Origin of the sequence: Legionella sp. km772, assembly GCF_003989735.1 — a bacterium.
GTDB lineage: Bacteria > Pseudomonadota > Gammaproteobacteria > Legionellales > Legionellaceae > Legionella.
On sequence record NZ_RZGQ01000026.1, the window covers coordinates 1 to 19,819 of the forward strand.

Genomic DNA, 19,819 nt, shown 5'->3' on the forward strand with positions numbered 1-19,819 from the left:
TTTGATTTTTTTGATGCAGTGTAATAATTTCGCTTTTTGGTCATTCTATTCCCCTCTTATATTAGAAGAATAGCTCTTAAAAATACCTTTTTTTCGTCTAAAAATCCGCGCCTATATCAGACGTCATGTTACATTGGGCCTTGATCTTTCTAATTGTCGGACTTATAGCAGGTGCTTTTGGTTTTAGAGGTGTGGCCTCAACTGCTACCGAAATTGCTAAAGTTCTGTTTTTCTTATTTATAGTTGTTTTTATCGTACTTTTAATAATCAGTCTCTTAGGTGGAGGACCTGCTCCAGTCGTTGTCTCACCTTAATTTATCCAAGCGGATAACTACTTTGTATTGGTAGTTATCCTCCTTCTAATCCTAATCTATACTCTAAATAAGTAATCATGATGATGAGTAAATATGGACAAGGATTATCAAATCACGAATATGAACAGAGATGAAGTTGATCTTGCAATTGAGTGGGCGGCTGAGGAGGGCTGGAATCCTGGTTTACATGACGCTTCTTGCTTTTATAATGCTGATCCTAACGGATTTTTTGCGGGTAAATTGAACAATAAAATCATTGCCTTAGGCTCCGCAGTAATTTACGATGAGCATTTTGCTTTTTGTGGATTATACATAGTAGATAAAGCCTATCGGGATAAAGGATATGGGTTTGAACTAACCAAGGCTCGACTGGCTTATGTAGGCTCGCGTAATGCGGGTATTGATGGTGTATTAGAAATGTGCGATAAGTATCAAAACTTAGGTTACCAATTCGCACATAACAATGCACGGTTTCGCATTGATAAATTGGTGCTAAATCCCCCTCCTAGTTCTCATATTATTCCGGCTTCACAGCTAGATTTCTCTCAATTATGTGCTTATGATAAAAATCATTTTCCAGCCTCTCGCCCAACTTTTCTCCACTATTGGATTCAACAACAAGATAGTTTAACCTTAGGCTTTATATCTGATAATCAACTTAAGGGCTATGGGGTAATTAGAGCTTGCCGTGAAGGGTTTAAAATCGGTCCTCTATTTGCAGATAATCCTGAAATAGCTAATATCCTCTTCCAACATCTTGCTCAGTACGCAAAAGGACAATGTATTTTTTTAGACATTCCTGAAAATAATGTAGGGGCTATAGAGTTAACCCAACGTTATAAAATGGTTAAAGTCTTTGCTACTGCACGAATGTACTTAAAGGAGCAACCTAAATTACCCATTGAAGAGATTTATGGCATCACATCTTTTGAATTAGGATAATAATGCGCGATTTAATAGGCTATGGTCCAAATCCCCCAGCAATAGAATGGCCCAACCAAGCTAAAGTGGCTATTAACTTTGTGATTAACTATGAAGAAGGCGCGGAATTAAGTCCGGTAAATGGCGATGTTGAGGCTGAAACCTACGGGAGTGATTTTCCTTTCAGTAAAAAATTACCCGGGGAAAGAAATTACAGTATTGAATCTTTTTATGAATACGGGAGTCGAGTTGGGATCTGGCGTTTGATTCGTCTTTTTGAACAGAATAAAATTCCCCTCACTTTTTTTATCACGGGTTATGCTTTGATTCTCAATCCACCCTTTGCAAAATATTTAGAAACCTCGTCCCATGAAATCGCGGGCCATGGTTGGCGGTGGATTAATTATGCAAAGATAACGAAAGAAAATGAACGACAAGATATAATTCGCTGTATTAATACTATAGAACAATTAACAGGAAGAAGACCTAAAGGATGGTATACTGGTAGACGTAGTCAACATACACGAGAGCTTCTCTGGGATATTGGCGGATTTATTTATGATTCTGATTCCTACGCTGATGAACTTCCCTTTAAAGTGAATAATCAACTGGTAATTCCTTACTCCTTAAGTTGCAATGATTTTCGTTTCACCACCGCACCAGGATTCAATACTAGCCAGGATTTTTATCTACAACTTAAAAATAGTTTTGACTATTTATATCAAGAAAATCGCTTAGCTATTATGACGATAGGGCTGCATCCTAGACTTAGCGGTCAAGCCAGTCATAGCCAGGCTTTAAGTGAATTTCTAAGCTATTTAACATCTTATAAAAAAATATGGATTGCTCGACGCATTGATATTGCCAATTATTGGTTGTCGAAAGGTTTTTAGTGTATCTTGTTCCCCAGAGCATGAAATGAATGGACAGGGTGCATTCATTTCCCTTAATACATCATTAAGGGGGTCATTATCAGAGCCAAGTTATGAGTCATCTATTAGATCTATCACTACTTAAAAGAAACCGCGAATTTAGGTTATTGTATTTAGGGCAATTTATATCATTTATCGGTACTATGATAACTAGTGTTGCCCTGCCTTATCAAATTTACCAAATTACCCAATCAACCATGATGGTGGGTTTACTAAGTTTAGTACAATTAATTCCGCTATTATTTACTGCTTTATTAGGAGGTGTGTTCGCTGATCGCTACGATCGCAAACTGTTATTGATAATGAGCGAAATTTTGCTTGCTGTGTGTTGTATGTTTTTAGCATTTAACTCCTATTTATCTAATCCTAATATAATTAGTATTTTTATACTGGCCTCCTTTATGTCAGCTATTACAGGCTTACACCGCCCGGCCTTTGATAGCATTATACAGCAAATCGTTAAACCAGAAGATTATAAAAGTGTGGGTGCACTAGGTAGTTTTAAATTTAGTTTTTGCTTAATCATTGGCCCCTCTATTGCTGGGCTTATTATTGCAAAATGGGGAATTGTAATTACGTATGCCATTGATTTTATAACCTTTTTTGCGTCGATTACTAGTTTGATGCTCATGCACGATATTCCCAAACCTAAGGCTCAAGAACATCCATCTATTTTATTTTCTTTAAAACAAGGCCTATCCTTCGCATTTAATAAGCAAGAATTAATGGGTAGCTATTGTGTGGATTTCTTAGCCATGGTTTTCGCTATGCCTAATGCACTTCTGCCAGCTATAGCCCAGTATTATGGTGGGGTTAAAACACTAGGGCTTTTATATGCTGCACCAGCAGTAGGAGCACTATTGCTTTCGTTTGTGAGTGGCTGGACATCTAATATAAAAGCAGAAGGAAAAGCTATTGCAATCGCGGCAGCCTTATGGGGTATTTCCATTATCGGTTTTGGCCTATCAAACTCCTTATATGTAGCGTTATTCTTTCTCGCTTTATCCGGAGCTTTTGACACTATCAGTGGTATTTTTCGAAGCACGCTTTGGAATCATACTATACCTACCGAATTACGGGGCCGCTTGGCAGGGATTGAAATGATTAGTTATTTAAGTGGCCCCAAATTAGGAGACACCAGAGCAGGGTTAATTGCCTCAGGCTTTGGTATGACTACCGCCCTAGTTTCAGGGGGTATTCTTTGTGTGCTTGGGGTAGGCCTTTGTTGTGTATTTTTACCCAAATTTTGGAGTTATCACGCTAATAATAAATAGCCACCGAGGCTTAATTAATATAGCCTCCTTAAGCTAGATTAATCGGCGGTGCTACCCACACAGGCATCTCCTTCTTCTACCCCATCAACCCATGCTCTTAATTGTTTAAGGCGTTCTTTAGTAACTTGCTCTAAAAAATAACATTGGCACATAGGCATGACTGAGCCATAGTTTTGATAATATTCAGGTATGTACATAGAATCGGTATAGGCATCCCTAAAGGCAACCCACTTCCTTTGTGCATCTTTAAAATGATTAATAAACGTTTTATCCTCTTGATGATATGCTAATACTTGTTGATAGATTTGATTTAATTCTTTGTCAGCTTGTTTTAGCTCTTTACAAGCAGATTGATTTAATTCTGTCTGTGTTTGGGCTAAAGCATTAAGACTTAGTCCACATAATACTAATCCCAATCCCTTTCTCTTCATCATGATCCCCCAATTAATCCCCAACAATACTCGCTTTTTTCTGACTCTGTCCTACACCCTCATCCAAGCTAGCAGCTTCAGTCAACGCAGCTACATTCGCCTTAGTAAAGAAACCATCAAAACCATGACAGCGCTCCACATATTCAGTAATTAATATTGAATAGGTGGAATGTTTAGAAAAAATTTGTTTCAGATCAGGTTCATCCACACACTCGCCAAATACTTGAGCTAAAAAACCAATGGCAAAATCTGTTTTTAAAGTATTAATCACGTAATCAATATTTTTAAACCCACTTAGGTGATCGCCATCAATCACCTCATAAGCAATATGATGCATGCGTCTACCATAATTACGTACGAAGGTTTCAGTAGGCATTGGAAGATTTTCAAAAGAGTTAATCATGAAAGGTGTATTATTAGCTGTGAATACTTTGGCGGGTGATTTTATATCTTGCCCATGTAAGGCACGATTAACATTGGTGGATGAGTTCATATCTGTGATATTGTACGCACCCCAAAAATAGTAATTGGACAAACAAAGAAACTCTAAAATAGCATCTTCTCGTTCACCGGCTAAAATACGCGTCGCCATATGATCAATACCTTTAATTAGGCTCGCTGTTCCTAGGTCAATAGCTCTCTGCTCTACCTGGGCTAGCAACTCTTCCTCTGCTTTAGTCAGGTAAAAACGTTGCCCAAGTTCCAAGCGGTCGAAATCATAAATTGAATCATCCATATAACCTACACTGTTATAAGTAAAATCCGATAACCGAGTAAAATGGATATGTTTATTACAATAGAATTTATTTTCTGTTGTATTAGGATCTGCGAAATTAAAATCATGTGAAATTAAGGTTTGTCGTGTTACTTCTTTATTTTTACATTGATAAATTTCACCGACGTAACGAGCATTAAATTTAGCCCTCGCATTAGGATACATTTTATTTAAACGAGTAATATCGTCCCGAAAATTAGGATCTAGAGGCTCTAAGACAATAAAAACAGGGGTATTTAGGGTATTAACCAAACAATAAATCTTATGGGTTTGACTGATATAACTCGCTGCATAGCGATATGGAGTCATCGCATACAATTCTTGTAAATAAGCCAGGGCATCGCCAGTTTGCACCTGAACAACTATCCCACACATGTCACTATACAAATCATCCAAGCCAGAAGACTTTCTTCGTTCAAAGATTTTTAGTTTATATTCATTAAAATAATCAGAGTTTTGCTTATCACCTTTGGGGGTATAATCAAAAGGGTTAATCATAATAACACCTTAATAATGACGAATTTATTATCTAATAGACTAATTATATACCTTTATTGATTATTTATTTAAAAATAACTTAATTAAAATGAGGGAAAAAGTTACTCTAGGGAAACCATCATTACTCATTGAATAAAAAATAATTTATGCAGGCATTTTTTACCTCCATTCTTATTGTGGTCTTAGCGGAGCTTGGTGATAAAACCCAGCTGCTTGCCCTTGTCTTAGCTGTCCGCTTTAAAAAACCCTTACCGATTATTTTAGCAATCCTCTGTGCCACACTGATAAACCATAGTCTCGCAGGCTTTATTGGTGTCTGGCTTAGCTATTTAATAAACCCATACATACTACGCTGGATTGTAGCCATTCTCTTCTTTGGAATGGGGATATGGATGCTCTTCCCTGATCATTTAGAAGAAGATGAGCTAAGCATAAAAAATAATCTTGGTGTTTTTAGTGCAACCTTGATTGCTTTTTTTCTTGCGGAAATGGGCGATAAAACTCAAATTGCAACCATAGCCCTGGCTGCGCATTACCAACAGCCCTTATTAGTAATTACTGGCACTACCTTAGGCATGTTATTAGCAGATGTCCCAGCAGTATTCATCGGAACTTTTTTCGCAAAGAAAATACCAATCAAGTGGATACATCGTTGTACCGCTTTATTATTTGCAATGATGGGCATTTTAACATTAATTTATTAAACTGGAGCTTTTATGTATCCAATTACGACAATTTCTACCTCATTTCTTAGCTTAATTTACCTTATTCTTGCTGTTAGAGTAGTTTCATTACGGCGCTTATATCAAATTTCAGTAGGTAGTAAAGGCAATAAGGGTCTAAAGATGGCTATAAGAGCGCATGGAAACTTCTCTGAATATACACCACTCACCTTAATACTTTGTTTATGTGCTGAAATAAATCATCTTAATTGCCTTGCCCTAACACTATTGATGAGTTTTTTTGTTTTGGGGCGATTGATACATGCACATGTATTTTTACATAATCCTAGGTTAATTAAATTACGTATTGTAGCGATGATGCTAACCTTTATCCCCATAGCTGGTCTTGCCCTTATTAATTTAAGTTCAAGCGTCCTGAGTTATTTTAAATATTGATTTAACCACTCAGTGTAACGCTTTAAACTATCCGAGATATGATGGGGAGTATTAAGCACATGATGCTCTTCAGGATAAATAATCAATTGAGCAGGCACATTAAGTGATTTTAGGGCTTGATATAACTGTTCAGAACCTTCGCAAGGAACATTAAAATCAAGCTGTCCACACAAAAACAAGGTAGGGGTTTTAATACGGTTTGCATTCATAAAAGGATAACTTAATTTTAAATAGGCTTGTTGATTTTGCCATGGCTTCCCTAGTTCTTGCTCATAATCATAGGTATATTGATCCACCCCGTAGTTTGCTAAAATGTTCCCTGTTGCTGCCCCTGAAATGGCAGCCTTAAAACGTTGATCACGCGCGATAATATAATTGGTTAATATGCCACCATAGCTCCAACCGCCTACAGCGATGCGATTAGGATCTAATATTCCTTCAGCACATAAATAATCGACGGCCTCTAACACATCTTTAACATCACGATTTCCCCAGTCAGCATAAATGGCTTTAGAGAAATCCAAACCCTTTCCAGAGCTTCCCCGGGGATTGGGAGCCACAACAATGTAACCATTAGCAGCAAACCATTGGAGTTCGAAATCAAAGGCGTGGCTGTATTGATCTACAGGACCTCCGTGGAGATAAATAATAGCGGGAGTTTTTTGGCCTTTGATAAAATTCCGTGGCTTTATTAATAGACCATCAATGACAAGACCATCACTATTCTTGAATGAAAAGTCTTCTGCGGGTTGAAATATAACCCTATCTAATAAACTCTTATTATGTTGGGTTAATTGACTTAAGGAGTCATTGAGCAAAAACAACTCCGGCGGATGCTGATCATCTGAACTGACTAAAATAATATTATCTTTATTTACCGTAAAATTTTGATCATAACGCAATCCTTTAGTTAACTGCTCTATTTGGCCAGTTTTTACCTTAATCCTATTCAAATAGGTGTTTTTATTTTGCTCCACTAAAGCATAGATGCTTTTACCATCGGCAGACCAATGTGGCTTAGAAAACCACCTATCGATGGGAGCAAGAAGTGCTTCTTGTCCACTATTAAGATCAACAACCGTTAATTGCGAAGGCGCGTAATAATACCATTTGCCCTCTTGAGTTCTTAAATAAGCTAATTTCGAACTATCAGGGCTCCAAGAAATACTAGAATCAAGTTCAGGGGACATATCACTGCCGCGATAATGGGTTATTTGCCGCTCTGAAGAGGATTGATGGGGTTGGATTAAATAAATATCATAGTTATAGTTGCGGTCAGGGTCCACCCCGCGTTTACTCACATAAGCTATATAATTACCGTTCGGGGACCAGGCAGGAGAAAACTCATCATGATTTCCTGTAGTTAATTGTGACATTGTCTTAGTTTTTAAATTATATAAATAAAGATGGTCCCTTGAGCCAGTTAAATACCCTTCCTCATCATCCTTAAAATCATAACGATTAATAACTATTGGATCTCCATCCTCGGTAGCAGTACTAGTGTCCTCTGCTATCAAAGCAAGCTCTTTGGAGTCAGGTGACCAAGAAAAGTCACTTATATCGGCATTAAAATGGGTAAGTTGGGTATTTTTACCCGTTTTAACCGTATATAACCAAACTTGGGCATGGTCACCTTGATCGGATAAATAAGCAATCCATTGCCCATTGGGGCTCCACTTAGGCAAAGTATTATTACCTTTCAAGGAAAAGGTTATCTGCTTTGTTTTTTTACTCTTAACTGAAATCAGCCAGAGATTAGTGCTGTCTTTATTAGTTTGTTGATTTAATCGATGGACAGAATAAACCACCCATTGACCATCAGGGGAAAGTTCCGGCTCGTCCACCTGTTGTATTTTATAAAGGTCCGTTAATAATGGAAGTCTTTTTTCTGCCCAAACCTGATTAAAAAAACCTAAAACCAATAAAAATCCCAAAACAATATAGCTCATTAGCATCCTTTGCAAACCACTGCTTATGATAAACAATATAGCACAATGAATAATTATTTATCTAAATTTATGAATAATAAAAGAGGATGATGTTTTTCTTAATGAGTGGCCTATCTCTCTAATTTTATAACGAGCCATCAAGCGCTCTTCAATTTGTGATAAAGGAACCCCTGTTGTTTCTGGAACAAAAAAATAAATTAATAAAAATGCAACACAACAAAATAAACCAAACAAAAGAAATGTATATTGATGTAAGGTTTGATAAACACTTAAAAAATTTAAAGAAATAATAAAATTGACAAGATATTGTATTACTGTGGCGATACTCATTGCTAATCCTCGTACCTGTATAGGATAGATTTCAGAAATGAGCACCCAAAATAATGAGCCTACACTGACACAATATCCGGCAACATATAAAGAAAAGAAAAATAAAACGCTAAATTTATTAGCGGAAGAGCCATTCAATAAAGCGGTAATAATGAAGAGACTTATAGATGCAAGTAGGGTTCCATTAAGCAATAAAAATCGGCGCCCTAGTTTATCTACACAAACTAAGGTGACAATAGTAAAAAGAAAATTAATAAATCCCAAACAAAAAGTCGCCAAAATGGCATTTTTTATTGGAAAAAAGCCTATTTGTGCAAAGAGCATGGGTCCATAATACATTATCGAGTTAATTCCTGAACATTGCTGCGCAACACCTAAAGCGGTACCTAACAGCACCACATATAGAATGGGTTTTTTCAACAAAGAGGATGCATCCACCTTTTGCTGAAACAGACTATGATTAAGGTTTTTAATTTCTGCCTCAATGTCATAATGTCTTGGTCTTATTCGCTTTAAGACAACTCGAGCGGAATCTATGCCCTTTTTTTTGACTACCCAACCTGGTGCATGCGGCACAAGATACATCCCAAGCAATAATACTCCACCAGGAATACTCGCTAGCAATAATAAAAACCGCCAACTGTGTAAGGAATAATCATGAACCATATAACCCACCAGATAAGCCATCGCTTGGCCGAAAGTGAGTGTTAAGCCATTAATTAACAACAAAGCACCACGTCGCTCCGGTATTGCCATTTCAGCAATAAAAAGTGGAGTAGCATAGGCGGCAACCCCAACACAAATACCAGAAAAAAAACGACCTACTAATAAGGTTGAAAAGGACGAAGATAAAGCACAGCCAATAATACTGACGATAAAACCTAAAGCTATCAATTGTAATAATAAACGTCGGCTAATGCGGTCGGCAAAAAATCCACTAATTGGAATGCCAAAAATACTTCCAAATAAACTAATGCTAATTACTTGCGACCATTGCCAATTAGATAAATTCAGCTCCTTAACTATTTGATCGTGTGCATCAGCCATTATGGTCGAGTCAAACCCTAACAAAAATCCGCCAAACCCCGCGATAATAGTAATCAAAACAATAAATAAATTAGGTTTTTCTTTCATAGATATTAAAAGCCATTCATATATTCGACTAATGCATCAGCTAAATGGCTTGCAGCCTTCTCAGTGCTACGAAGCCATAACTCAGGCTCGATAAGCTCCAGCTCGGAAACACAAAGTCTATTTTGGTTATCCCACATCACATCAACACGGGCATAAATAGGTAAAAAAGGCTTGCAACAATTAACTACATGTTCTGCAAATTCAATTTCATCCCTTGTTGGATAATAATTATCTACGGAACCCCCAAAATCATCTTGAACCCGAAAATCACCTTGCTTTGCCTTTTTTAATACTGCATGGCTGTATTTCCCTCCAAAGATCATAAAAGAGACTTCGCCTCGAGAGATAATCTGTCGTTGAAACTCTTGGAACAAAAGCGCCTCTTCAGCAATGAGTTGTTGAAAAATATCTTGGTAGTGCTCGACATTTGATTTATCGAGCAAATAAGTATGCCGAGCACCACCAGCTATGGCAGGTTTTAAAATAGCTTTATCCCAGGCAGAGTCATAGAATAAATCTTTAAGTAAAACTGTCTCCCCTTTCTCTAAAAAAAGGGTGGGTGGAATATTAATTTTTTTACTTTGCAAATGAAGTAAATAATGTTTATCCATATTCCATCGGATTATAGAATAAGAATTAATGAATTGAGTTTGGCGAGCCGCTTTACTTAGCCAACAATCAAACTCTTTAAAGCGATGAAAATAGTCCCAAATGGCACGAAAGAGTACAAACGAAGTGGATGCCCAGTCAAAGTCAGGCTCATCCCAAGAGCCTCGAGTAACCGTTAATCCTTTGGCTTCGAGAGCTTCTTTTAATAAGTTATCCTCCAAGAGAACATTCTCTACATAAGGCGTTAGCAGCTTCGGAGAAACGTATTCATTTTGAGTTAATAATAACACGTCAAAATTTTTTTTACTCATAGCCGCTTCCCTATTTTATTGTTAGCCTGACTGATGGATGCATCTGCATCTTATCAAATAAATGTGCTAAACTTAATTTTTTTCTCATGAGGTGCAATTCATGTTTCGAAATGCTATTGTCCGCACGCCTTCTTCTTCAATGATTCATGGATTAACAACTTCAGCTCATCTAGGGAAGCCTAATTACCAACTGGCATTAAATCAACACCAAAACTACATTAATGCCTTAGCCCAATGTAATCTAGAAATAACTGTTCTTCCGCCAATAGAACAATTTCCTGACTCATGTTTTGTAGAGGACGTTGCGGTACTTACGGAAACTTATGCTTTACTCACTAGACCTGGAGCTTCTAGTCGCCAAGGCGAGGTAAAAGAAATTGAATCCATTATTCATTGTTTTTTTAAACACCCTAATCGTATTACCCCACCAGCGAGTTTAGAGGGCGGGGATATTCTTCAAGTTGGAAATCATTTTTTCATTGGTTTATCAAATCGCACCAATGAAGAAGGCGCTCAACAAATGATGCGAAGCTTATCTCAACAAGGATATACTGCGTCCATAATTCCTTTAAAGGAATTCTTTCATTTAAAAACCGGCGTTAGTTATTTAGGTGAAAACACCATTTTAGTTTGTGGCGAACTCATTAATCACCCGGCATTTTCTACTTTAAAACAAATTATCATTGATCCCTATGAAGCGTACGCTGCCAATTGTATTGCGGTTAATGGGACGGTTCTAATAGCTCAAGGTTATCCGAAAACAAAGAAAGCGATACTAGATCTCGGCTATCCGGTTATAGAGCTTGATATGAGCGAGTTCAGAAAAATTGATGGTGGATTAAGCTGCCTTTCGTTAAGATTCTAATGAGAAACAAACTATCTGTCCTAAGTTTGGGTTTACTCACCATAGGTTCAGTAGACAGCATTAGAAATCTCCCTGCTGCGGCTTTAGCGGGAAATTACCTACTGCATTATTTTATTTTAGCCCTCTTCTTATTTTTACTGCCTTGTGCACTCATTTCTGGATGGTTTTCCCAACAATCGCATCAAGGTGTTTACAGCTGGGTAAAAAGCGGGTTAGGAAGACAACCTGCCTTCATGGCCGCATGGTTTCAGTGCTTGCAGAATGTTTTACTTTACCCAACCTTACTCAGTTTTATTGCAGGAGTTATTCTCTACCTCGTAGCACCTGAGCTAACGGAAAATAAAAGTCTCATATTCTTCATTATTGTCGGTATTACCATAGGTTTAACGCAAATTAATTTACGAGGCATTCAATTATCAAACCGCGTTAATACTTTTTGCACCATAACCGGTCTTATTGTGCCCTTTATTCTTATCTTAATTATTGGAGTTTATTGGTATTGCTCTCATGATTTTTCAGAAATTTCTCCACCAGCTAATCAAAACTCTTATTCTTGGTCCTCGTTGACAGCAATAATGCTCTCTTTTTGCGGTGTTGATTTGGCAGCGGTGCATGCAAAAGAAAGTCAGGCGAAAGCCTACCAACACTCTCTTATTTTTTCTGTATCGCTAATTTTTTGCTCTATGCTTTTCGGTTCTATGATTTTTGCAATGATTATTCCTCCTGCCCAATTAAATTTTATCACAAGCATTCCTCAGTTAATTCATGTTTTTTTTAATACAATTCACGCAAGTATTATCGCTCCTTTTATTAATGGCTTGATTGTTCTTGGTTGTATTGGGGCAGCCAATAATTGGTTAATTGGCCCCATAAAGAGCTTAGGTTTTGCGGCTGAGGAGGGTTTTTTAGGCGGCAAATATAGACAATTAAATAATCAAAATGTACCGAGCACTCTTTTACTCATTCAAGCTCTATTTATAATCACTATCAGTGCTTTATTTTTAATTGTCCCATCGATAAATACCTCCTATTGGATAATGTTAAATACCGCCACCCAGATTTATTTATTAATGTATTTATTATTGTTCATCAGCGCCATAAAAGTTGCTATAAAAAAGAAAGGAACTCTCCGGCTAGTGATTATAATGGCTTCAATGCTTGGATTAATAGGTATTAATATCGCATTAGTAGTGAGCTTTGCCCTACCCCCTACCCTGCAAATCGGCTCGCAAAAACTCTACAGTATATACAGTGGGCTGTTTTTATTCTTTATGATTATGCTGCCATTTTTACCCAAACTGTTTACTTATAAACGAGCTTTAACAAATTAAATTTAACTATCAAAATTAGAGCTATACTTTTTTTATGATACCAAGCGCTTGAGAATCTCATGAAAGTTTCACGGACGATGATGAATAAAGCAGTAGAAGCTCAAATTATTTCAGAGGAACAGTCTGAGCGTTTATTGCATTTTTTAAAAAACCTTCCAGAACAAGGCCCTACATTTAACTTAACCAATGTACTCTATTATTTTGGCGGGTTAATAGCGATCGGGGCAATGTCTATTTTTATGGGCTTAAGCTGGGAGTTATACGGCCAAAGTGCTGTTTTTCTGCTCTCCCTATCCTACTCCGTACTTGGACTTGCTTTAGCCCATAGGTTTCGCAATAAACATTTAGATATACCGGCAGGAATTTGTGCCACCTTTACAATATGTTTAACCCCACTGACTATTTATGCTTTTCAGAAAATGATAGGTTGGTGGCCTGAAGACGATCTTAAATACTATGAGTATCACTATTACATCAAATGGTATTGGCTTTACATGGAATTTGGTACTTTAATCGTAGGTATTATTCTTGCTTGGATCTATCGCTACGCTTTTATGGTCATGCCCATTGCCGTAACTCTTTGGTACATGTCAATGGATCTTACCAGTATGTTGAATAACGGTACTTATGATTTTGAACTCGCCGCCCTTGTATCTATGTATTTTGGTTTAGCTACGATTTTAATTGCATTTTGGGTAGATATTCGATCACTTCATTCCAAAGATTATGCTTTTTGGCTTTATATATTTGGAGTGATGGCTTTTTGGTGCGGGCTTTCATCGCAAAGTTCAGATAGCGAATTATCGAAGTTTTTCTATATGTGCATTAATCTAATCATGATCTGCGTAGGTGTTCTTTTAAACAGAAAAGTTTTCGTTATTTTCGGTGCATTTGGCGTCTGCGGCTATTTAGGACATCTAGCCTACCGAGTATTTGAATACAGCTATTTATTCCCGATAACCCTTACTCTTATTGGTATAGGTATTATTTATCTAGGTGTTTTATGGCAGAAGAATGAAGCGGCGCTAACTCATCAACTACGTGCACTTCTTCCCAAGCCCCTAAGAGAACTCTTGGAAGCCCGAGAAGAATAAAGTTCATAAAATGCTCTGCTCGCTAAATGCCACTTAACGCTTTTAACTCATTTTTAATAATAGTTAAGTGAGTAATATAGAGTTTAGCCAGCTCAGGATTATAAGCCACTTTCGAAAACTTACCCCAAACGATATGCGCTTCAGATTTATCAGTAGGATTATACATCCACGGTTCTGAATATCTGTCCTTCAAAAAGGCAATTGACATATCATTTAAACGAATAATTACTTCAGTTAAGATTTTTTTTGCCTCCTCGGCATTCTGATATACCGATGCGGCTCCTAAAATATATTCATGATAAATGGCAGCAATATCATGCGGATCAGCATCTTTTAAAAGATCAATCGTTATTTTTTCTGAAGGCCAGCGAATAATCGGGACTTCATAAAAGCCATATAGCTCTCTTATTAAAGGCATAGGATTCGTAATACTATCCCCCATACTTTCATTGTCGATTAAAGAAAAATGGTTAGTTTCCCCATCATAAAAAGTGTTTTCGGGATGTAGATCGTCATGAATTACTGATACTAGGTTTCGTGGTGTTGTAAAGCGCTCAGTGCCCACAATAGTTTTATGCAACTCACTTGTTTGCTGTCCGATGTGATAAAAAATGTTTTTTAAACTATTGAGGTCTTTATGCTCTATCAGCTCAGCTGTCATTATCTTAAATAACTCTTTTCCTTGGGCTGCCTCCAAAATAGCAAAATAGTAGGTCTTTCCATCATTACTTACTTTATAAGAATTAATTAACTTACTTAAGGTAATGGTAGCTGCTCCTGGATTATTTTGAATCTCAGGAATTTTTGAATAGTGTTGTAAATTATATAAGGCCTCAGCTTCATTTTGCGTACCCAATCCTTTAAGCACAAATTTCATTTGATTATCAATAAATATTAAATAAATAAAATGGTTGGTAGCTCCAGCATTTAATTTCTTAACTGACACGTCTTTTGCATTCAATCCATTTTCTGCAGCAAAACGCTTAGCAACATAGAGGGCTACATCTTGGCTCCATACCTTAGTAACTTTAGGAGTAACATCGCCAAAATCATAAGGCTCAATGACTGCAGCACAAGAATTTTTTATTGAGCCAAAGAACAGAAGCAGAGCAATAAAGGTATAATTTAGATAACTACGAGTCTTGAAAAAATTTGAAAAGTACAATTTATTCACCTGAAGGTTTAATAACGAACAAATTGTACTGCAAATACCACCTCAAAAGCAATAAAGCTATATAAATTGTCTTTGTACGGTCAGCGATAAACTCTTAAATACGGATAAAAATTTTTCTTTTATATAGAAAGAAGACTATTAAAAAATTTAATAATAAAAAGCTTAAAGCATAAAGTAAGACTGCATTTTCCGGGCTGAAGTCATTGAATAGAAACTGGGTAATTATATCTTTTAGGTTTGTTTCACTTCCCTTATAAATAAACTTAATTTTAAATTGTGCTTTTAAAAATAAGACATGTACAATAAAAGCAAATAAAGCATTCATGCCAAATATTTTAAAGGGTAAGGCCCAGCGTTGATAGTCCATGATATCAATCACTAAAAAACAAGCAGCAAAGATCAATAAAGATATACCCCCAGACCACAGCACATAGGAGCTACTCCAGAGACTTTTATTGATAGGAAAATAAATATTCCACCAATAGCCCCCCAGCATCATAATTAGGCCCAGAACACAAAGTAAATAGAAATTTTTTAGTTTATTTTCCTGTTCTCCGATTAGTATATGCCCAGCAAACATCCCCAATAAAGTGGTTGCAAGTGCTGGAAAAGTACTTAAAAAACCCTCAGGATCATAAGTTTTATTAAGCAAATGATTAGGTGAAAAAAAGAGTTGATCCATATACGCAACCCAAGATCCTGCGGGTGTTAATTGGTTTACTCCTCCCAGAGGAACAGCAACTTGCGTCATTAAATACCAATAAGCAATAATAATAAATAAAAAAATCCCAATTTGGGTTTTTAAACTGGAGTTAAGAAAGATAAGAGAGCTAAGCAAATAACAAACGGCTATTCTTTGTAAAATACCATAGAATCTAAAGGTCTCTAAATGGATATTCCAAGGAAAAACTGCCAATAATAATCCCAAAAAGAACATAATCAAACTTCGTTTAATAACACTTTTATAAACATTGCCTTTTTTCTCTAAACCCAAGTGACGCTGTAAGGAAATGACGGCCGTTAAACCCACAATAAATAAAAATGCCGGAAACACTAAATCAGCTAGGGTAAACCCATTCCAATCCGCATGGAGCAACAAAGGATAGGCTAAAGTATTTTGAGAATTAACAATGATCATTAAAACAATGATTAAGCCACGAAAAACATCTAGGGATAAAATACGCTTGCTAATTGGGGTCATTAGAAATTATTACCTTTTCTATTGAGTGCTTTTAAGCAAAAATGCAACAGCTTCATCTTGCCTTTAATTCAGCACCGCTCTGATCATATTATTTTTAAATTACAGATTACAGCATTTGCATAGGTCGAACCGGTATTTAGATTATCGATTATTTGATCATTAACTTTGCTAAGTTGTCCTTTTCCTAGGTAAAAGAAACGATAGCCACATTCTAAAGGCATAGAGCCAAACACCTCACCTACTTGAAGCCCAGCACCCACGGTAGCGCTAAAAGTGGTAGTCGTGTGACCAGTGAATACATAATCTGGTATAGTGATTCCGTCAAGGGGATTTTCAATAAAACCATTTGTTTTAATAAAATTTGGGCCAATACCAGCATCAACAGTTAAAGATAAGCGCTCAATAGCTAACTTCGTTGAGGTTTTAGCAATAGCAAAGAGAGGAAAACTAGTCGTATTATACTTATAAGATAAATTAGTGAATAAATTTTCTTGGACAACAACTCCAGAAACTGAAGTTTTAGGAAGGTAAAATGCATTTATTCCATAACTAAATTGAGTCCGTTTGAAATTATGGCCATCTAGATAATACCCTATACCTATAAGGCCATTGGATCTTGTACTTTTGTTAACCCTAAATTCATCGCCAATAAGATCAGCAATATTTACATGTTGATTTAATACTGGTTTAGCCCAAAACCCTCCTGCTTGGAGAATAAAATGTCCGTAGTTCCATTTGGGAAAATTCAAGGATTCCGAATGATCATTTGCCGCATAAGACAAACTTCCATTGAGCATTAACAAAGTTAATAAGAGGTTATTTTTCATAAATTCTCGCCATATTCCACAATTATTAAATTATCTTAAATTAGGATTACCAATTAAAATTCCAGGTTGGCCATTTACAGATAGATACCGGTGTTTTCTCATAGCGGTGATTAGGTCACCCCAGTAATGTAAAGTTGCAGGTCGGTAGATGAAACTTTAAATAACAGGCCCGCCCTTGCCTGCCTATTAAAATTTAAAATAAAGCCTATTCTAGTTATTAGCGCTTTGATTTTTTTCATTGGGTTAATCATCCTTAATAATTCCAATTCAAGGAGCATCCTGTCGTGGTTATTTTTTATTGGATTTAGATTATGTAAATTTGCCTTAATATAAAGTTTTTTAATGTTGTTTAAAGACAGATAAAGACAACATTTATAGCATATTAGATATAAAAGAAGAATCAAAAGTTAGCATTAGAATTAACTATCTACTTGGACATGAATATCTCTAGCATCGGATAATCCACGATCATCCACCACTCGTATAGTAAATTTGCCTGGTTTCGCCTGCCAAAGATAAGATTCATCACTGCTTGTTTTGGCGATGAAGGTTTCATTAATAAACCAATACAAATGAGCCACACCAGCATCCGTTACTGCTGTCAAAGGTATTTTATTATTTATTGTAGAGCTAGCTCGAATTATATAACTAATTCCTGCTTGTGGTGAGGAAATTTGTGGGTTCATCCCATTACCAGATAAAGCACAATCGGGTTCGAAAAATGGAGGGGTATGTCTTTGTATACCAGCACGACGAAAAATTCTTAATAAGTCAGAAGGCCAGAACTCAAAGATTTCAAAACGCGTAAATTCATTCACATGACAAGTCCTTAATCCTGTTTTACTGTTAATGGCCACCTCACGAAAAATAGTATCTGTTTTAATCGGTGATTTACCAGGAATAAACCAAGTCCATTCTCTATTCGTACAGTAGCGTGTGGGTAACATCCCAGAGGCTTTACACACTTCAATTTTACGAAGGTTCATCAATTCCGGGTGTTTGTTAATTTGCGCTATGGGTCCTCGTTCATGTTGAATAGCATCAATGAGTTCAAAAAACAGAGGTGCCGCAAGGTCTTTACCAACAAAAGCAGGATTAGCTTTGTTATCAAAATTACCAATCCATACACCTAGGGCATAGGGACCAAAAGTACCGACAGTCCATGCATCACGATAGCCAGAGGAAGTTCCAGTTTTCCAAGATACGGGCATGGACAAGGCATTTTTATAGGTATAATCACTATTAGGATTATTTTGGAGCATGTCTAACACTAGGAAGCTCGCTTCTCTACTTAACAAACGTTTACCTTTATTTTTTTCTTGGCTGTTTAAAGAATGAATTGGATACCATACCCCATCATTAAGTAGCATAGCGTATAAACTAACAAGCTCTTTCATTGTTAATTCAACCCCGCCTAAATTAAGCGATAAACCATAAAATGACTCCGGTTTCAAATGGCTGACTTGAGCTTGCTCCAGTAATTGATGTAAAGATGGATTATTTAATTGACTTGAAAGATATATAGCAGGGATATTACGACTTAACACTAAGGCATCCCTAGCCTTCACCGGCCCCATAAAATCATAATCAAAATTTTCCGGATTATAGCCATTAAAACTATGCGGAACGTCTTTTAAAACTGTATTCGGGTGTATAAGGCCTTGATCAAGCGCTAGACCATAAATAAAGGGCTTTAGTGCGGAACCTGGCGAGCGTTTTGTTTCTATGCCATTGATTTGGCCACCAATACTCTTATCAAAAAAATTAGCCGAACCCAGCATACTTTTGACACTCATATCCCGGGTATCGACTAATAAAATGGCTGCGTTATAAACGCCTAAATTCTTTTTTCGAGCTAAATAACGATGCGTAATGCGCTCAACGATGGTCTGGGTTCTTGAATCCAAGCTCGTTATTATCTCTTGTTCATTAAAATTATTTTTTAATACAGCATTGACTAAATGTGGCGTACGAAAAGGTAATTGATTTACTTGATACATCACTAGCGGCAAACTAAAAAGAGTTTTTTTGTTTTGATCTTGCGGGTATTTAGCCAACCAACGCGTGAATAACAAATCTCTAATTTCCTTTAATTCATTATTTTGAGGCGTGCGCTTATTGGGATTTTGAGGAATTATACTTAAGGTTAAGGCTTGAGGCAGGGTCAGTTTTTCTATGGGGTGATGAAAATAAACGAGGCTTGCCGCGCCAACACCCTCAATATTCCCGCCATACGGAGCTAAATTTAAATAAGCCTCTAAAATTTCCTTCTTGCTGTAATGTGTTTCTAATTGCAAGGCCCTAACAATTTGTTCCAATTTTCCCAAAGCTTTTTTAGAGTTAATACCAAAGCGAATACGGGCCAATTGCATCGTAATAGTCGAGGCACCAATTTTTCGGGATTGAATAACATAGGTATGCCAAACCGCTTTAACTAAAGCGAAGGGATTAATACCGCTATGCCAGCGAAAATATTGATCTTCTTGCAATAAAGTTGCGTTAATCAATTGTTGGGGTATTTTATTTATAGGCGTAAACAAGCGATATTTATCATCCTTACTCAAGGTTAGGCGTAGTAATTGTTGTTGATCATCATATACTGCTTTAGAAAAACTATAAGGACCAAGCAAAGAGGGTTTAGGCATAAAAAATAATATTAGGTAAGCACTGACAAACAGTAAAACAGCGATTATGCTTATTAACTTAAGACTTTTTTTCATTGGCCCAAATA

Annotated in this window: 18 protein-coding genes; 9 read left to right on the plus strand and 9 right to left on the minus strand. The window is 36.6% G+C overall.

All coding sequences use genetic code 11. The annotated features are described in order from the left end of the window. Positions 1–125 precede the first annotated feature (125 nt). From ELY15_RS04875 to ELY15_RS04890, 4 genes are all read left to right on the plus strand, one after another. On the plus strand, positions 126–314 hold the full coding sequence (locus ELY15_RS04875; RefSeq protein WP_127098534.1) for a DUF1328 domain-containing protein: 189 nt from the start codon (positions 126–128) through the stop codon (positions 312–314). Positions 315–407: 93 nt separating this feature from the next. Continuing rightward, positions 408–1,256, plus strand: coding sequence for a GNAT family N-acetyltransferase (locus ELY15_RS04880; RefSeq protein ID WP_127098535.1), 849 nt, complete (start codon positions 408–410; stop codon positions 1,254–1,256). After that, positions 1,256–2,128 carry a polysaccharide deacetylase family protein gene (locus tag ELY15_RS04885; RefSeq protein ID WP_199744169.1) on the plus strand — a complete coding sequence of 291 codons (873 nt, stop codon included), beginning with the start codon at positions 1,256–1,258 and terminating at the stop codon, positions 2,126–2,128. Before ELY15_RS04880 ends, ELY15_RS04885 begins: the two co-directional genes overlap by 1 nt. A gap of 92 nt (positions 2,129–2,220) precedes the next feature. After that, entirely contained in the window at positions 2,221–3,441 is a 1,221-nt protein-coding gene (locus tag ELY15_RS04890; RefSeq protein ID WP_127098537.1) for an MFS transporter, read from the plus strand. A 38-nt stretch (positions 3,442–3,479) separates the two neighbouring features. Here ELY15_RS04890 and ELY15_RS04895 read toward each other — a convergent pair whose 3' ends face one another. Then, entirely contained in the window at positions 3,480–3,875 is a 396-nt protein-coding gene (locus ELY15_RS04895; RefSeq protein WP_127098538.1) for a lysozyme inhibitor LprI family protein, read from the minus strand. Positions 3,876–3,885: 10 nt separating this feature from the next. Next, complete coding sequence (locus ELY15_RS04900; protein WP_127098539.1) at positions 3,886–5,145, minus strand: hypothetical protein; 1,260 nt, start codon at positions 5,143–5,145, stop codon at positions 3,886–3,888. Positions 5,146–5,291: 146 nt separating this feature from the next. Here ELY15_RS04900 and ELY15_RS04905 point away from each other — a divergent pair, with 146 nt between their 5' ends. Together ELY15_RS04905 and ELY15_RS04910 are read left to right on the plus strand one after the other, a co-directional pair. Continuing rightward, positions 5,292–5,849, plus strand: a complete 558-nt coding sequence (locus ELY15_RS04905; protein ID WP_127098540.1) for a TMEM165/GDT1 family protein — start codon at positions 5,292–5,294, stop codon at positions 5,847–5,849. 12 nt (positions 5,850–5,861) lie between these two features. Beyond that, positions 5,862–6,263, plus strand: coding sequence for an MAPEG family protein (locus ELY15_RS04910; RefSeq protein ID WP_127098541.1), 402 nt, complete (start codon positions 5,862–5,864; stop codon positions 6,261–6,263). Here ELY15_RS04910 and ELY15_RS04915 read toward each other — a convergent pair. Genes ELY15_RS04915 through ELY15_RS04925 form a run of 3 tightly spaced genes read right to left on the minus strand, consistent with a single transcriptional unit; the run spans position 6,248 to position 10,596 of the window. Then, on the minus strand, positions 6,248–8,212 hold the full coding sequence (locus tag ELY15_RS04915) for a S9 family peptidase (protein ID WP_127098542.1): 1,965 nt from the start codon (positions 8,210–8,212) through the stop codon (positions 6,248–6,250). The genes ELY15_RS04910 and ELY15_RS04915 overlap by 16 nt on opposite strands. A gap of 57 nt (positions 8,213–8,269) precedes the next feature. Further along, the gene (locus tag ELY15_RS04920) at positions 8,270–9,676 is read right to left on the minus strand and encodes a sugar porter family MFS transporter (protein ID WP_127098543.1); all 1,407 of its coding nucleotides are present in this window, start codon (positions 9,674–9,676) and stop codon (positions 8,270–8,272) included. Positions 9,677–9,681: 5 nt separating this feature from the next. Then, the gene (locus tag ELY15_RS04925; protein WP_127098544.1) at positions 9,682–10,596 is read right to left on the minus strand and encodes a RimK family alpha-L-glutamate ligase; all 915 of its coding nucleotides are present in this window, start codon (positions 10,594–10,596) and stop codon (positions 9,682–9,684) included. A 100-nt stretch (positions 10,597–10,696) separates the two neighbouring features. Here ELY15_RS04925 and ELY15_RS04930 point away from each other — a divergent pair, with 100 nt between their 5' ends. The 3 genes from ELY15_RS04930 to ELY15_RS04940 are packed head-to-tail and all read left to right on the plus strand — an operon-like array spanning position 10,697 to position 13,886. Continuing rightward, positions 10,697–11,461 (plus strand): dimethylarginine dimethylaminohydrolase family protein, encoded by a 765-nt coding sequence (locus tag ELY15_RS04930; RefSeq protein ID WP_127098545.1) that lies wholly within the window; start codon positions 10,697–10,699, stop codon positions 11,459–11,461. Further along, entirely contained in the window at positions 11,461–12,792 is a 1,332-nt protein-coding gene (locus tag ELY15_RS04935) for an APC family permease (RefSeq protein WP_127098546.1), read from the plus strand. Before ELY15_RS04930 ends, ELY15_RS04935 begins: the two co-directional genes overlap by 1 nt. A gap of 59 nt (positions 12,793–12,851) precedes the next feature. After that, complete coding sequence (locus ELY15_RS04940) at positions 12,852–13,886, plus strand: DUF2157 domain-containing protein (protein ID WP_127098547.1); 1,035 nt, start codon at positions 12,852–12,854, stop codon at positions 13,884–13,886. A 22-nt stretch (positions 13,887–13,908) separates the two neighbouring features. Here ELY15_RS04940 and ELY15_RS04945 read toward each other — a convergent pair whose 3' ends face one another. The 4 genes from ELY15_RS04945 to pbpC form a co-directional block, all read right to left on the minus strand. Next, entirely contained in the window at positions 13,909–15,051 is a 1,143-nt protein-coding gene (locus ELY15_RS04945; RefSeq protein WP_127098548.1) for a serine kinase, read from the minus strand. A 103-nt stretch (positions 15,052–15,154) separates the two neighbouring features. After that, positions 15,155–16,261, minus strand: coding sequence for an acyltransferase family protein (locus ELY15_RS04950; protein ID WP_127098549.1), 1,107 nt, complete (start codon positions 16,259–16,261; stop codon positions 15,155–15,157). A gap of 83 nt (positions 16,262–16,344) precedes the next feature. After that, a complete protein-coding gene (locus ELY15_RS04955; protein WP_127098550.1) occupies positions 16,345–17,088 on the minus strand; it encodes a hypothetical protein in 744 nt (247 codons plus the stop codon). 419 nt (positions 17,089–17,507) lie between these two features. Further along, positions 17,508–19,808, minus strand: coding sequence for a penicillin-binding protein 1C (gene pbpC, locus ELY15_RS04960; protein WP_127098551.1), 2,301 nt, complete (start codon positions 19,806–19,808; stop codon positions 17,508–17,510). Positions 19,809–19,819: the final 11 nt, after the last annotated feature.

Bases quoted from the DNA above. Each gene is read 5' to 3' on its own strand.
- ELY15_RS04875 (WP_127098534.1), top strand. From the start codon at position 126: ATGTTACATTGGGCCTTGATCTTTCTAATTGTCGGACTTATAGCAGGT.
- ELY15_RS04880 (WP_127098535.1), top strand. From the start codon at position 408: ATGGACAAGGATTATCAAATCACGAATATGAACAGAGATGAAGTTGAT.
- ELY15_RS04890 (WP_127098537.1), top strand. From the start codon at position 2,221: ATGAGTCATCTATTAGATCTATCACTACTTAAAAGAAACCGCGAATTT.
- ELY15_RS04895 (WP_127098538.1), bottom strand. From the start codon at position 3,875: ATGATGAAGAGAAAGGGATTGGGATTAGTATTATGTGGACTAAGTCTT.
- ELY15_RS04900 (WP_127098539.1), bottom strand. From the start codon at position 5,145: ATGATTAACCCTTTTGATTATACCCCCAAAGGTGATAAGCAAAACTCT.
- ELY15_RS04905 (WP_127098540.1), top strand. From the start codon at position 5,292: ATGCAGGCATTTTTTACCTCCATTCTTATTGTGGTCTTAGCGGAGCTT.
- ELY15_RS04910 (WP_127098541.1), top strand. From the start codon at position 5,862: ATGTATCCAATTACGACAATTTCTACCTCATTTCTTAGCTTAATTTAC.
- ELY15_RS04915 (WP_127098542.1), bottom strand. From the start codon at position 8,212: ATGAGCTATATTGTTTTGGGATTTTTATTGGTTTTAGGTTTTTTTAAT.
- ELY15_RS04920 (WP_127098543.1), bottom strand. From the start codon at position 9,676: ATGAAAGAAAAACCTAATTTATTTATTGTTTTGATTACTATTATCGCG.
- ELY15_RS04925 (WP_127098544.1), bottom strand. From the start codon at position 10,596: ATGAGTAAAAAAAATTTTGACGTGTTATTATTAACTCAAAATGAATAC.
- ELY15_RS04930 (WP_127098545.1), top strand. From the start codon at position 10,697: ATGTTTCGAAATGCTATTGTCCGCACGCCTTCTTCTTCAATGATTCAT.
- ELY15_RS04935 (WP_127098546.1), top strand. From the start codon at position 11,461: ATGAGAAACAAACTATCTGTCCTAAGTTTGGGTTTACTCACCATAGGT.
- ELY15_RS04940 (WP_127098547.1), top strand. From the start codon at position 12,852: ATGAAAGTTTCACGGACGATGATGAATAAAGCAGTAGAAGCTCAAATT.
- ELY15_RS04950 (WP_127098549.1), bottom strand. From the start codon at position 16,261: ATGACCCCAATTAGCAAGCGTATTTTATCCCTAGATGTTTTTCGTGGC.
- ELY15_RS04955 (WP_127098550.1), bottom strand. From the start codon at position 17,088: ATGAAAAATAACCTCTTATTAACTTTGTTAATGCTCAATGGAAGTTTG.
- pbpC (WP_127098551.1), bottom strand. From the start codon at position 19,808: ATGAAAAAAAGTCTTAAGTTAATAAGCATAATCGCTGTTTTACTGTTT.